This window comes from Dietzia natronolimnaea, from assembly GCF_002289575.1.
GTDB lineage: Bacteria > Actinomycetota > Actinomycetes > Mycobacteriales > Mycobacteriaceae > Dietzia > Dietzia natronolimnaea_A.
Window position 1 is genome coordinate 1 of the sequence record NZ_NTGA01000023.1, and the last position, 13,758, is coordinate 13,758.

Sequence of the window (13,758 nt, forward strand, 5' to 3'; positions counted from 1 at the left end):
CTCACCAACCCACCCGGCGCCCACCGCCCCCGCCCCGCCTGACAGGGTCGCCGGGCACCCACCGCACAGAGTGTGCCGCTGAACGGCACGCCCGATTGTGGTGGGCGGTCGGCGTCGAGAGACTGACGGCATGACAGTGAAGACCAAGCTCACCGCGGCGATAGTGGGATCGGGAAACATCGGCACCGACCTCATGTACAAGCTCGAGCGCAGCGAGTTCATCGAGCCCAAGTGGATGATCGGCATCGACGCGGAGTCCGAGGGGATGAAGCGCGCTGCCGACCACGGGCTGACCTGCATGTCGGGTGGCGCCGACGAGCTGCTCGACTCGATCGAGGCGGGGGGCGAGAAGCCGGACCTGCTGTTCGAGGCCACCAGCGCCTACGTCCACAAGGCCTACGCCCCCCGCTACGAAGCCGCGGGCATCACCGCCGTCGACCTCACCCCCGCCGCGGTGGGCCCCATGGTCATCCCGCCCGCGAACCTGCACGAGCACGTCGAGGCGCCCAACCACAACATGGTCACCTGCGGCGGCCAGGCCACCATCCCGATGGTCCACGCTGTCTCCTCGGTCGTCCCGGTGGAGTACGCGGAGATCGTCGCCTCCGTCTCCTCCGAATCGGCGGGGCCGGGCACACGGGCGAACATCGACGAGTTCACCGAGACCACCAAGCTGGCCATCGAGAAGGTCGGGGGCGCCAAGCGGGGCAAGGCGATCATCATCCTCAACCCGGCCGAGCCGCCGATGATCATGCGCGACACCATCTTCTGCGCGATCCCCGAGGATGCGGACCAGGACCTCATCACCACCGCCATCCGCAAGCGCGAGAAGGAGATCCAGGAGTACGTCCCCGGATACCGGCTGCTCCAGGAGCCACAGTTCGACCCGCCCACCGAGATCACCGGCGGTATGGCGCGGGTCGCCATCTTCGTCGAGGTCGAGGGCGCCGGCGACTTCCTCCCGCCGTACGCCGGCAACCTCGACATCATGACCGCCGCCGCCACGAAGGTCGGCGAGGACATCGCCAGGACCAGGCTCGCGACAACCACCCACGGAGTGTGAGGACCATGGACAGGACCAACCCGTACAACGCCGACGCCCGCGCGTACAGCTCGGAACTCGACATCCGGATCACCGACTCGTCGCTGCGTGACGGCTCGCACCACAAGCGCCACCAGTTCTCGATCTCCGACGTCCGCGACGTCGTCGCGGCGCTCGACGGCGCCGGGGTCCCCGTCATCGAGGTCACCCACGGTGACGGGCTCGGCGGCGCCTCCTTCAACTACGGCTTCGCCAAGTCCTACGACCAAGACCTCATCAGGGTCGCGGCCGAGACCGCCACGCAGGCCAAGATCGCCTTCCTCACCCTGCCGGGACTGGGGATCAAGGACGACATCCTCGCGGCTCGCGACAACGGCGGATCGATCTGCCGCGTCGCCACGCACTGCACCGAGGCCGACGTCTCGATCCAGCACTTCGGCTACGCCCGCGAGCTCGGCCTCGAGACCGTCGGGTTCCTCATGATGAGCCACACCCAGCCGCCGGAGGTGCTCGCCAAGCAGGCCCGCATCATGGCCGACGCCGGGTGCCAGTGCGTCTACATCGTCGACTCCGCGGGTGCGCTCGTCATGGACCAGGTCTCCGACCGCGTCGCCGCGCTGGTCGCCGAACTCGGCGACGACGCCCAGGTCGGATTCCACGGACACGAGAACCTGGACGTCGGCGTCGGCAACTCGATCATGGCCATCCGCGCCGGTGCGCAGCAGATCGACGGCTCGACGCGCCGCTTCGGAGCCGGAGCCGGCAATACCCCGGTAGAGGCACTGGTCGGCGTGTGCGACAAGCTCGGCATCACCACCGGTGTGGACTTCTTCAAGATCGCCGATGCCGCCGAGGACGTGGTGCGCCCGCTCATGCCCACGGAGTGCGTCGTCGACCGGTCGGCGTTGATGCTCGGCTACGCGGGGTGCTACTCGTCGTTCCTCAAGCACGCCGAGGGGCACGCGAACCGGTACGGCGTGCCGTCGTCGGAGATCCTCATCCGCGCGGGCGAGCGCCGCCTGGTGGGAGGCCAGGAGGACCAGCTCATCGACATCGCATTGGAGATCCAGAAGGAGCAGGCCGGAGTCTAGGACTCGCGCCGCTGCACCCAGTCCACGATCGGCCCCAGGGTGGACTCGTCGACCAGCTCCACCCGCTCACGTGGCAGCAGCAGGCGGGCCACCGGTTCGTCCGGGGTCCTGCGCAACTCTCTGCGCAGCGCGGCCATGAGCACCCGATCCCACCACCGCAGCCGGTCCGGGTCGAGGTCCCCGCGCAACTGGAAGACCGTGGCCGCGCGGCCGGTGGCCGCGACGAGCTTCTGCGCGAGGGCGCCGCGCCCGGGATCGTCGGCGGGGGAGAGGGCGACGACGACGAGCGCCGTACGGCCCGGAGCCGATCGGATCGCCCGGATGATGCGCCGTCGCCCGAGGATGGTCGTGACGTACTGGGGAGCGAGGACGATCAACGGGTCGGCGGAGGCCGCGTCCCCCATCGACGCGAGGTCCACGGCCCGCGTTCCGAGCGTCTCGGCGAGCGCGTGCGCGTAGCGGCGGGTGGAGCCGTACCTGGAGGTGAAGGTGACGAGGGGGTGGTTCACACCCTGGAGTGTGTCACTCGGAGTACGAGACCTCGACACGATCGGTCTTGGGTAGGAGCTGGCAACTGAGCACGTACCCCTCCTCGACCTCCTCCGGATCGAGGATCCCGTTGTGGATCATCTCGACCTCGCCGGACTTCAGGACGCAGGCGCAGGCGGAGCACTCGCCTTTGCGGCAGGAGAACGGTGCCTTGATCCCCTTGGACAGCAGCACGTCGAGCAGCGGGGTGTTGCGGGGCCACGAGACTTCGTGGGTCTCGTCGTCGAGTTCGACGATCGCCGTCGCCGGCCCGGCGCCGTCGTCGCCGGGCGAATCGTCGATCACGATCTCGGCGAACGGGTCGCCCTCGATCGAGGAGAACCCCTCGGTGTGGATGAGATGCATGTCGGCTCCCGCGCGGCGGAGGCCGTCCTTGACGGTCTCCATGAACGGCGCCGGGCCGCAGATGTAGGACTGGCGCTTGGTCGCGACCGGGTGCAGGAGGTTGCCGATCATCTCGGGGGAGGGGATGCCTGACACCGACTCGAGCCAGTGCAGGACGGTGAGTCGATCGGGGTTCTCCCGCTGCAGGGTCTGCAGTTCGTCCTTGAAGATCACGGACTTCTCGTCGCGGTTGGCGTAGACCATGACGATGTGGCCGGTGCCCTGGGCGAGCGCGGACTTGAGGATCGACATGACCGGGGTGACGCCGGAGCCGGCAGCCAGGAGGATGAAGTCCTGGTCGAGGTTCTTGGGCGTGAAGATGCCCGACGGTGCCAGGACGTGCATGGACATGCCGACCTCGGCGTTGTCGCACAGCCAGTTGGATCCGTAGCCGTCGACCGTGCGTTTGACGGTCACCTTGAGACGGGAGTCCTCGGTGGGGGAGCTCGACAGGGAGTAGCAGCGCGCCACGGACCCGGTCTGGTCGCTGGGGATCCGCAGGGTGAGGAACTGGCCGGGGGTGTACCGGAAATCGTCCTCCGCGCCGGCCGGGATCTCGAAGACGATCGACTTGGCGTCGGCCGTCTCCTCGATCACCTCGGCGATCGAGAGTTCGCGCACGAAGGAGCCGAGTTGTGGGGTGGCGGTCATGGGTTGGGAGCCTATCGCTTGCGTGAGGCGGTGCGGGAGATCACTCCGGACGTCCTACTCGGGGACGTACAGAGGGTTGACCATGTGATCGGTGTCAGCTGGATCGACGCCGTCGGCGAGCGCGATCAGACCCTCTGCGAAGGCGTACCGGATGCTCGCGAGCATCCGGGGGCAGGTGTCCTCGCCCTGCGGTCGTTCCCCGCCCGCTCGCCAGTCGGTGAGCACGGGGCACGCGCGGTCACTGCCCGCGGTCCACTGGATCGAGGTGTGCTTCTCGCTGTTCTTCCGAACTGATGCGCAGGTGCCGCACGCGCGGCACTCGACGGGTTGGAAACCCGCCCGGGTGTAGGTCTCGCGATCCAGATCGGTGTCGCCGTGCAGCCGCGCGGCGCGCGCCGGGTCGGACTGATCCCAGGTGGGCGCGCGCCGCGAGTCGTGTTGCTTGAACATCACTTCTCCGCGCGGGAGGCGCTCGCTTCCCCGGCGACCTCGGCCATGCCGGTGTACTGGGTCTGCTCGTCCGAGATCTCGGCCTCACCGGCCTCCTGCTTGCGCATGTTCTCGGCGACCTCGCCCTCCCAGTACTGGTTGGCGGCGGTGGTGTCGACCTCGAACTCGAACCGCTCCTGCATCTCGGGCTCGACCTTGTCGCGGTCCACGTAGAACTGCTCGTACCACCGGCGGAGCTGGTAGACGGGACCGTCCTCCTCGCACAGGAGCGGGTTGGCGATCTGCGATTTGCGCTGCCAGATGCGGACGTCCTGGAGGAAGCCCTCGCCGAAGAAGGTGGCGATCTTCGCGGCCATCTTGGCGGCCGTCGCGTCGTCGAAACCCGCCGGCTTCTTCACCGACAGCCCGTACATCAGCACGAACGAGTTCTGGTCGATCGGGTAGTGGCAGTTGATGAGGATCGCTTCGGTCTCGAAGTCCCCGTACATCTGCTTGAGGGGGTTGATCATGTACGCCGGACCGAAGTAGGACGCCTCGGACTCGAGCAGGGTGTCGCCGTACTTGCCGCCCGTCGGGTCGTGGTCCGGCCGGCCCTTGGTGTTGAGGTACTGGGTGGCGGTCTGACCCTCGAAGACGTTCTTGAAGTACGTGGGGAACGCGAAGTGGATGTAGTAGAAGTGGGCCATGTCGACCACGTTGTCGACGATCTCCATGCAGTTGGAGCCCTCGATCACGAGGCGGTTCCACTCCCAGTCGGTCCACTCGCCGGTGCCGTACTCCGCGACCACCGGGATCGCGTCCTCGTCGCGGGGCGGGTTGCCCTCGTGGTCGTGCCAGACGAAGACCTGGCCGGACTGGATGTTGGTGATCCAGGCGCGGGTCCTGGCGCGCAGCGGGACGCGCTTGGCGTAGGGGATGCCCTTGCACTTGCCGTCACCGCCCCACCGCCAGTCGTGGAACGGGCACGCGATGTTGCCGTCCTTGACCTCGCCGTCGGAGAGGTCGCCGCCGAGGTGCCGGCAGTAGGCGTCGAGGACGTTAATCTCACCCTCGTCGTTCGCCCAGACGACCAGCTTGGTGCCGAAGGCCTGGATGGAGTGTGGGGCGCCGTCGCTGAACTCCTTGACGGTGCCGATGCAGTGCCAGCCGCGCGCGTAACGATCCCGGGTCTCGCCCGTGTCGATTTCGCGGACAGCTCCGGGGGCCGAGCCGTGTGCGGTCATGATGATCCTCCTGAGGGCATGAGCCGGATGAGAACAGGTTATAGAATCGGGATGCCGGTCACAACCAATCCCTGTCGGCGCTGGCACGGGGTGCCATAGCCTGAGTTCCGGGCGGTTCAGTCTGGTGGAAAACTGTAACGTGTTCTAGTCTAAGGCCAAGCGGCCCACAAAAGCCAGAGAGGGATCACATGAGCGAGCACGCCAACCACGAGGTCATCGACCGGATCAAAGCACTGCTGCCCGGTTTCGCCGAGCGTGCGCAGGAGACCGAGGACCTGCGCAGGGTCCATCCGCAGAACATCGCGGAGCTCGACGAGGCCGGCTTCTTCAAGCTCTGTCAGCCCGCTCAGTGGGGCGGGTACGAGGCGGACATGGAGGCCTTCTACACCGCTGCCATGACCATCGCGACGGCCTGCCCGTCAACCGGATGGTGCGCCAGCATCCTGGGAATCCACAACTGGCACCTGGCCCTGTTCCCGCAGCAGGCGCAGGAGGACGTGTGGGGCTCGGACACCACCGTCCGCATCTCGTCGTCGTACGCCCCGATGGGCGCGGCCACGAAGACCGACGACGGGTTCCTCCTCAACGGCAAGTGGTCCTGGTCCTCGGGCTGCGACCACGCCGACTGGGTGTTCGTCGGCGGTCCCGTGCTGGACGGCAGCGGCAAGATGATCGACTTCTGCACCTTCCTCGTGGAGAAGTCCCAGTACGAGATCCTCGACGTCTGGCACGTCGCCGGACTCAAGGGCACCGGGTCCAACGACATCCTGATCTCCGACGCGCTCATCCCCGCCCACCGGGTGCTGTCCTTCGGGGACATGGCCAACACGACCAGCCCGGGTCTGGAGGTCAACACCAACCCGATCTACCGGATGCCGTGGGGCACCATCCACCCCACCACCATCTCCACGCCGATCGTCGGGATGGCGTTCGGGTGCTACGAGGTGCACCGCGAGCACCAGCGCGCGCGGGTCCGTGCCGCGTTCGGCACCAAGGTGAAGGACGACCCGTTCGCGAAGGTCCGGCTCGCCGAGGCCGCGGGTGACATCGACGCCGCGTGGCTGCAGCTGATGCGGAACGTCCGCGAGGAGATGGACCTGATCAAGGCCGGCGACGTCCCGGGTATGGACATCCGCACCCGCGCCCGCCGGGACCAGGTCCGCGCCACCCAGCGCTCGATCGACGCCATCGGGCTGCTGTTCCAGAACTCCGGCGCCCGCGCGCTCGAGGACACCTCGCCGATCCAGCGCTTCTGGCGCGATGCCAACGCCGGTCGGGTCCACGCGGCCAACGAGGCGACCAAGGCGTACATCATGTACGGACAGAACGAGTTCGGCGAAAAGGTCACGGATTCGATGGTCTGATCCGCCCGAGCGGATCGAGAGGACTGACTTGGCATGGCAATAAGCAACTTCGGATACGTGCGGATCTACGCCACCGACATGGACGCCTGGCGTGAGTACGGCACCAAGGTGCTCGGATTCGTCGAGGGCAAGGGCGACGACCCGGATGCACTCTACTTCCGTATGGACGAGAACCCGCACCGGTGGATCATCGTCTCCGGACCGGAGGACGCGCTCGCCGCGGTGGGCTGGGAGTGCGCGAACGAGGCGGAGCTCGACGATGTCAGGCGACGTCTCGACGCGGCCGGGGTGCCCTGGCAGGACGCCCTGGACGAGGTGAAGCGGGACCGCAGGGTTCGCGGACTGATCACCTGCCAGGACCCCGCCGGGTTCACGCTGGAGATCTACCACACCATCGCGCTGCAGCACCGCCGCATCCCGACGCCCTACGGTCACGAGTTCGTCACCGGCGACCAGGGGGCGGGCCACATCGTGCTCTCCACCCCGGACGAGGTGGCGGCGCTCGAGTTCTACCGGGACGTCCTGGGATTCTCCCTCCGCGACTCGATGAGTCTGCCGCCGGAGATCGTGGGTCGACCGGCCGACGGGGAACCCGCCTGGCTGCGCTTCCTCGGCTGCAACCCCCGCCACCACTCCCTGGCGTTCACGCCCTTCCCCAACCCGACCGGGATCATCCATCTCATGGTCGAGGTCGCGTCGGCCGACGACGTGGGGCTGGCGCTGGACCGGGCGCTGCGCAAGAAGGTCAGGATGTCGGCCTCGCTCGGTCGTCACGTCAACGACAAGATGCTCAGCTTCTACATGAAGACGCCCGGTGGTTTCGACTGCGAATACGGCTGCGAGGGCGTGCAGGTCGACGATGCGGACTGGGTCGCGCGGGAGTCCACGGCGGTGAGCCTGTGGGGCCACGATTTCTCCGTGGGCTTCAAGTAGGAGCCTAGGCTGGCCTCCCGGGCGCTACCGCCCGGGAGGCGATGATGCCCACGTACCACCCAGTCCAGGGAGGACCGACTTCACATGAGCAGCACCGACCATCCCCCGGAGGGGCAGAGCTTCTCCACTCGGGACCTGCGCGACGCACTCGGCCAGTTCTGTACCGGGATCACCGTCATCACGGCGGTCACGGACGATGCGCCGGTCGGTTTCGCCTGCCAGTCCTTCTCCGCCCTCTCCCTCGAACCGCCCCTGGTGCTGTTCTGCCCGATGAAGACGTCGGGCTCGTGGAAGGGGATCGAGGCGGCCGGCAGGTTCTGCGTCAACATCCTCTCCGAGGAGCAGGAGGGCGTCTCCTCCACCTTCGGCCGTCGCGGCGACGACAAGTTCGCGTCGATCGACTGGTCACCGAGCCCGCTCGGGTCGCCGGTGATCGACGGCGTGATGGCCTGGTTGGACTGTGAGATCGACCAGGTCCTCGACGGTGGGGACCACTGGATCGTCCTGGGACGTGTCGCCCACCTCGGACCGACCGAGCGGGACGTCCGGCCGCTGTTGTTCTACCGCGGTGCGTATCTGAGTATTGAGGAGGACGTCGTGGATCCGACGCCTGAGCAGGAAGAGCTCGAGAACTTCATCACGTCCGCCGACTCGTACACGTGGCTGTGAGCGGCGCGATGGACGGGGCGGCAGTCGACGGGCCGGCAGGGGCGACGGCGCCCCTGTCCCGAGCGCTGGCCGAGGCGGAGGAGATCATCCGGTCGGCGCCGCATGTGCGGACCGAGGAGGACGTCGCGGAGGGTCTCGACTATCTACTCGGGACCATCCGCGGTTCCATCGAGACCGGTCAGCACCGCGGACGCACGCACCCGCAGCTGTTCCAGGCCACGGGCCCGTACACCAAGATGGGCCTGGACAACCCGGACACCCTGTACTTCTACGCCAACCTCGCCGACGGCGCCGAGTACGTGATCGAGGGCCGTCGCGGCACCACCGCGGACCTGTCGTTCCAGGTCATGGCCGGGACGTACTCGGCCGATGAACGCGCCGCGTCGCACGCCGCGTTCGACGACCGTGCTCTCGAGATCGACGACGACGGACGGTATCGCTTCCGTCTGGGGCCACCACGGCACGACGACGACGAGGGCGACTCCGGCTACGTGGTACTGCACCCGGGGTCGTCCATGATCGCCGTCCGCGAGGTGTACTCCGACTGGAGCCGTGAGGTGGCCGGGTCGGCCATCCTTCGCAGGGTCGACACGGTGGGCACCGCGCCGGAGCCGGTGACGCTCGCCGGGCAGGAGAAGTTCTACGCCAAGCTCGCCCAGGCGCTGGTCGGGAGGCTGCGGACATGGATAGCGTTCCCGGAGTGGTTCTTCGGTGACCAGGAACGCAACACGCTGAACGAGCCCCGGCAGACCCCCGGTGGGCTCACGACCCAGTTCTCCTCGGCCGGGGTCTTCGAGCTCGGGGCCGACGAGGCCATGGTGATCTCCGTGCCCGTCGCGGGGGTTCCCTACCAGGGGTTCCAGCTGGGCAACATGTGGTACGCCTCGCTCGACTATGTCCATCACCAGACGAGTCTCACCGCCGACCAGGCACACGTCGACGAGGACGGGATGATCCACCTCGTCGTGGCCGACCGGGACCCCGGGCTGGCCAACTGGATCGAGACCCTGGGGCACCGCGAGGGCATCATGCAGTTCCGGTGGCAGCGGGTGAGCGAGCCCATCACCCCGGAGCTCGGTCCGGCGGTGAAGGTGGTGCCGTTCGACCAGCTCGCCGGCGAGGTCCCCGGCTACGACGCCCAGCGGGTGAGCCCCGAGCAGTGGCGCGAGCGTATCGCCGCGCGGCAGGACGCGTTCGCGCGGAGAGGACTCTCATGACCGGATCGGCCGTGACCGACGACGAGAGGGTCCACGTCGGGACCGTCGAGGACCTGCACGCGAGCGCCTCCCGGGCCATCGGACTGGAGGACTTCGGTGAGGGTCCGGACCACCACCGCGAGGCGTTGGGCGTGCTGCTGGACTCCCTGCACTCCGATGCCGGTCTCACCCCGGCCGGGAGCAAGTACTGGCGGTCGGTGCTCAAGGGCGCGATGGTGGCGCGGCTCGTCTCCCAGGCGGGCTTCGCGGCGGACCCGGCCCAGGCGGACATCGAGATCGTGCGGCCCGTCGTCGTCACCGGGTTGCCCCGGACCGGGACCACGGCGCTGCACCGGCTCCTCGGCGCCGACCCCGCCAACCAGGGGCTCGAGCTGTGGCTCACGGAGGTGCCCAAGCCGCGGCCGCCGCGGGAGCAGTGGGAGGACGACCCCACCTACCGCGGCCTGCGCGACCTGTACGCCGGGTTCATGTCGGAGAACCCCGACTACGGAGGGGTGCACTACATCTCCGCCGACGATCTGGAGGAGTGCTGGCAGCTGCTCCGCCAGTCCGCGACGTCGGCTTCGTACGAGTGTCTCGTCAGGCTCGACGGGTATTCGACATGGCTGCAGAGCGTGGACTGGGTCCCCGCGTATAGGCGGCACAAGCGGAACCTGCAGTTGATCGGTGCGGACGACCCCGGTCGCCGCTGGGTGCTCAAGAACCCCAGTCACCTGTTCGCGCTGGACGCGCTCCTCGAGGTGTACCCCGACGCCGTGGTGGTGCAGACCCACCGCGACCCGCGCAAATCCATGGCGTCCATGTTCTCGCTGGCGCACCGGACCGCCGCGGACTGGTCGACCCGGTTCACCCCGGACTACATCGGGTCCTCGCAGCTCGACCTGTGGGCGCGGGGCGTGGCCGAGTTCGACGCGGTCCGCGCCCGGCACGAGGCGGACCCGGGTTCGCGGGCGACGTTCGTGGACGTCAACCACCGGGAACTGATCGAGGACCCCGCGGGAGTCGTGGAGCGGGTGTACTCCGCGGCCGGCGCGGGGCTCGACGACGACGTGCGGGAAGCGGTCGAGGCGGAGAACGCCAGGAGCCTGTCCGGCGACCGGGCACCCGCCCACCGCTACACACTCGCCGACTACGGGGTGACCGAGGATCAGATCGCCGAGCGGTTCTCCGGCTACCGGGGCCTGGAGGACTAGGGGGCCGGTCCGGGGATCCGGATCAGAGGTACTGCCGGGCTGCCTCGATGATGCGGTCGGCGACGTCCTCCTTGCACACGAGCAGGTCCGGGAAATCTATCTCCTCGCCGTTGTAGACCAGCTCTGACCCGTCGAGTCGGCTGGCGTGCAGACCGCGCTGGCGTACCACTCCGTAGGTGGCGGCCGAGTCCCACTGGTGGTGGCCACTGGTGTGGATGTAGGCGTCACACTCGTCCTCCACCACGGTGGCGGTCTTGCCACCGCCCGAGCCGAGGCGGGCCAGCGACGCGCCCAGGGACTCGGCGAGTTCCTCCGCGAAGGCCGGCGGATCGGCCTCAGAGACGGCGATGCGCAGGCGATCGTCCTCCCGCGGGGGCACCAGTGGACCGGGGCGCGGTCCGCGGATGATGGAGATCGGCTGGTACGTGGTGGCCCCCCGTCCGGTGATCACGCGCCCGTACGCGGGCATGGCGATCGCGCACGCGGTGATCCCGCCGGTGCCGTCGGGTCCGCGCTCCCAGAGGGCCACGTGGACCGCCCAGTCGGGGCGCCCCGGGGTGCAGTACGAGCTGACACCGTCCAGCGGGTCGATCATCCACACCCGCTCGGCTTCCAGGCGCTCCCGCGACTCCGGGTTCCATTCGCCGAAGACCAGGTCGTCGGGACGGGCCACCGCGAGCCGGTCCACGATCACGGCCCGGGCCTCGCCTTCGGCGAAGTCGCCCAGTTCCTCCGGGGCCACGCGGGAGACCCTCAGATCGGTGAGCAGCCGTCCGGCCTGTGCCGCCAGGTCCTCGGCGAGTCGTTGGTCGTTGGTCCGTCCGTGCTCGGGGAAGGGGCTCATACGGGTGATTCTAGAGGCCCGCGGCGACCTCTAGCGCCGCCAGGATCTCGTGGGGCTGGCCGAGCAGTTGCGCGGTGCCGTGGGCCCGCTTGAAGTACAGCTGGACGTCGTACTCCCAGGTGATCCCGACCCCCCCGTGGAGCTGGATGGCCTCTCCGGTGATCCACTGCACCGCCTCGGAGCAGTACACCTTGGCCGCGGCGGCCTCGATCTCCGCGGCGTAGGCGGCCTCGTCGGCTTCTGGCCCCTCCCCGAGCGCGTGCGCCTCGGCGACCCTCGCCGCGGCGGCGTAGGACAGCGACGCCGCGGTCTCCGCCCTGACGTACATGTCGGCCATCCGATGCTTGAGTGCCTGGAACGACCCGATGGTCCGGCCGAACTGCGTGCGCTCCTGCGTGTACCTCACGGTCGCGTCGAGCACGGCCCGCGCGGCACCCACCTGTTCGGCGGAGATCGCCGCCCACCCCGCGGCGCGGAGCCGGGCCAGGAAGCTGGGGCGGGTCCGGATCGGGGTCGCTGAGACGGACTCGAACGCGACGCGGGCCATCGTGCGGGTGGGGTCCATGACGGGCACCCGGGTCACGGTGAGTCCGGTGGCGTCGGAGGGGACCTCGAACAGCCCCACCTGTCCGCCCGTGATCGCGACCACGAGAAGCGTGGAGGCGGTGTCGGCGCCCAGGACGTGGTGGGCCGTGCCGCTCAGGGTTGCCGTGCCGCCGCCGGACGCCGTGACACCCGGTGACGCCCAACCGTCCCCGGACGCCCAGCACAGGGCCACCTGCTCGCCGGCGGCGATGCCGGGCAGGATCCGGGCGCAGGCCGACTCGTCTCCGGAGGCCAGCACCGCCTGGGCGGCGAGCACCGCGGACCCGAGCAGGGGGGAGGGGGTGAGTCGCCGGCCCAGTTCCTCGCAGACGAGGTGGGTCTCCACCCAGGTGGCGCCGGCGCCGTCGTACCGCTCGGGGACCGACAGCGCCGCCGCCCCGATCTGCTCGACGAGAGTCGACCACAGGGCGGGGTCGTGACCGTGCTCGGAGACGATGGCGGCCCGTACGGCCGCCGGGTCGGACTTCTTGTCGAGGAGCGCGGCGACCGACTGCCGGAGCGCGGCCTGCTCCTCGGTGTCGACACCGGGGGACGCGGGCTCGGTCATCGGGCGTTCTCCAGACGGTCCAGCACGCGCCCGCGGTGGTAGCTCTGCGTGCCCCAGGCCGTCTGCAGCGCGCGGGTCTTGGTCAACCACAGGCCCAGATCGTGCTCGAGGGTGTAGCCGATCGCGCCGTGGATCTGCAGCGCCGTGCGGGCCGAGAGGTAGGCGGCGTCGGCGACGGCCACGCGGGCGGCCGAGACGTCGCGGACGGCGGCGTCGGGGTCGTCCGGGTTCTCGGCGATCGCCAGGGCGCCCGCCCACACCAGCGGGCGGGCCATTGTCAGCGCGATGGCGACCTCCGCGAGCTGGTGCTTGAGCGCCTGGTACTGGCCGATGACCTTGCCGTACTGAGAGCGCTGCGTGGCGTAGGCGACGCTCATGTCGAGCATCGCCTGTCCGAGGCCCATGAGCTGGGCGGCCGTCCCGAGCGCGCCGTGGTTGATCAGGTCGGTGGTGCTCACGGCGGCCACGCGGGCACCGGCTGTCGGTGTGGACACCGTGCGGGCCCGGTCGACCGAGCGACGAGCCTCGCCGGGCTCGGCGGCGAACACCTCGTCGTCGTCGGCCACCCACAGGTACTCCGCCACGTGCGCGTCGGGTGCGAACGGCGACACCCCGGGCACGGCGACCGACGCCAGCGTGCCGGAGGCGACGGCCCCGGCAACGTCCTCGCCGGAGTCGCGACCCAGCGCGGCGGCGATGCGCGGTGCCACCATGACGGACTCCACTACCGGCCCGGGTACCGCGTGTCGGCCCAGGGCCTCGAGGGCGGCGACCGCCTCGACTGCCGTGGCGCCGGCCCCACCGGACTCCTCCGACACGAGCAGCGCGGAGGCGCCGGTCTCGGCGACGCGGCCCCACACGGCGGTGCCGGGCGCGGTGTCACCGGCGGCCCAGGAGCGGATCACCGAGGGCATGTCCGACTTGGTCAGCAGCGAGTCGATGCTGGCGACGAAGTCGACGATCTCGGGATCGAGTGCGAACTGCATGATGGAAAA

Annotated in this window: 14 protein-coding genes; 7 read left to right on the top strand and 7 right to left on the bottom strand. The window is 69.2% G+C overall.

The features are described from left to right. Positions 1-136 precede the first annotated feature (136 nt). Positions 137-1,063: an acetaldehyde dehydrogenase (acetylating) gene (locus CEY15_RS13040; protein WP_281254071.1), complete on the top strand. Its 927-nt coding sequence runs from the start codon at positions 137-139 to the stop codon at positions 1,061-1,063. Positions 1,064-1,068: 5 nt separating this feature from the next. Continuing rightward, the gene (dmpG, locus tag CEY15_RS13045; protein ID WP_095718879.1) at positions 1,069-2,133 is read left to right on the top strand and encodes a 4-hydroxy-2-oxovalerate aldolase; all 1,065 of its coding nucleotides are present in this window, start codon (positions 1,069-1,071) and stop codon (positions 2,131-2,133) included. Here dmpG and CEY15_RS13050 read toward each other — a convergent pair. From CEY15_RS13050 to CEY15_RS13065, 4 genes are read right to left on the bottom strand one after another with little or no spacing between them, the layout of a single operon-like run. Further along, entirely contained in the window at positions 2,130-2,642 is a 513-nt protein-coding gene (locus CEY15_RS13050) for a flavodoxin domain-containing protein (protein WP_095718820.1), read from the bottom strand. The two genes, dmpG and CEY15_RS13050, sit on opposite strands and share 4 nt — an antisense overlap. Before the next feature lie 13 nt (positions 2,643-2,655). Beyond that, the gene (locus tag CEY15_RS13055) at positions 2,656-3,717 is read right to left on the bottom strand and encodes a ferredoxin--NADP reductase (protein ID WP_095718821.1); all 1,062 of its coding nucleotides are present in this window, start codon (positions 3,715-3,717) and stop codon (positions 2,656-2,658) included. Between the two features lie 54 nt (positions 3,718-3,771). Beyond that, a complete protein-coding gene (locus tag CEY15_RS13060) occupies positions 3,772-4,167 on the bottom strand; it encodes a hypothetical protein (RefSeq protein WP_095718822.1) in 396 nt (131 codons plus the stop codon). Continuing rightward, the gene (locus tag CEY15_RS13065; RefSeq protein ID WP_095718823.1) at positions 4,167-5,390 is read right to left on the bottom strand and encodes a Rieske 2Fe-2S domain-containing protein; all 1,224 of its coding nucleotides are present in this window, start codon (positions 5,388-5,390) and stop codon (positions 4,167-4,169) included. Before CEY15_RS13065 ends, CEY15_RS13060 begins: the two co-directional genes overlap by 1 nt. Positions 5,391-5,578: 188 nt before the next feature. Between CEY15_RS13065 and hsaA the strand changes: the two genes are divergently transcribed. The 5 genes from hsaA (at position 5,579) to CEY15_RS13090 (ending at position 10,766) form a co-directional block, all read left to right on the top strand. Continuing rightward, the gene (gene hsaA, locus CEY15_RS13070) at positions 5,579-6,754 is read left to right on the top strand and encodes a 3-hydroxy-9,10-secoandrosta-1,3,5(10)-triene-9,17-dione monooxygenase oxygenase subunit (RefSeq protein ID WP_095718824.1); all 1,176 of its coding nucleotides are present in this window, start codon (positions 5,579-5,581) and stop codon (positions 6,752-6,754) included. Positions 6,755-6,787: 33 nt separating this feature from the next. Beyond that, the gene (hsaC, locus tag CEY15_RS13075; protein WP_095718825.1) at positions 6,788-7,687 is read left to right on the top strand and encodes an iron-dependent extradiol dioxygenase HsaC; all 900 of its coding nucleotides are present in this window, start codon (positions 6,788-6,790) and stop codon (positions 7,685-7,687) included. 84 nt (positions 7,688-7,771) lie between these two features. Beyond that, on the top strand, positions 7,772-8,356 hold the full coding sequence (hsaB, locus tag CEY15_RS13080) for a 3-hydroxy-9,10-secoandrosta-1,3,5(10)-triene-9,17-dione monooxygenase reductase subunit (protein WP_095718826.1): 585 nt from the start codon (positions 7,772-7,774) through the stop codon (positions 8,354-8,356). An 8-nt stretch (positions 8,357-8,364) separates the two neighbouring features. Further along, the gene (locus tag CEY15_RS13085) at positions 8,365-9,573 is read left to right on the top strand and encodes a hypothetical protein (RefSeq protein ID WP_095718827.1); all 1,209 of its coding nucleotides are present in this window, start codon (positions 8,365-8,367) and stop codon (positions 9,571-9,573) included. Continuing rightward, positions 9,570-10,766 carry a sulfotransferase family protein gene (locus tag CEY15_RS13090; protein ID WP_095718828.1) on the top strand — a complete coding sequence of 399 codons (1,197 nt, stop codon included), beginning with the start codon at positions 9,570-9,572 and terminating at the stop codon, positions 10,764-10,766. Before CEY15_RS13085 ends, CEY15_RS13090 begins: the two co-directional genes overlap by 4 nt. A 22-nt stretch (positions 10,767-10,788) precedes the next feature. On the opposite strand, the gene CEY15_RS13095 is transcribed toward CEY15_RS13090, so the two are convergent. Genes CEY15_RS13095 through CEY15_RS13105 form a run of 3 tightly spaced genes read right to left on the bottom strand, consistent with a single transcriptional unit; the run spans position 10,789 to position 13,749 of the window. Continuing rightward, the gene (locus tag CEY15_RS13095) at positions 10,789-11,610 is read right to left on the bottom strand and encodes an inositol monophosphatase family protein (RefSeq protein ID WP_095718829.1); all 822 of its coding nucleotides are present in this window, start codon (positions 11,608-11,610) and stop codon (positions 10,789-10,791) included. Positions 11,611-11,620: 10 nt separating this feature from the next. Further along, on the bottom strand, positions 11,621-12,763 hold the full coding sequence (locus CEY15_RS13100; RefSeq protein WP_095718830.1) for an acyl-CoA dehydrogenase family protein: 1,143 nt from the start codon (positions 12,761-12,763) through the stop codon (positions 11,621-11,623). After that, entirely contained in the window at positions 12,760-13,749 is a 990-nt protein-coding gene (locus tag CEY15_RS13105; protein ID WP_095718831.1) for an acyl-CoA dehydrogenase family protein, read from the bottom strand. The genes CEY15_RS13100 and CEY15_RS13105 overlap by 4 nt, the downstream gene beginning before the upstream one ends. Positions 13,750-13,758 lie beyond the last annotated feature (9 nt).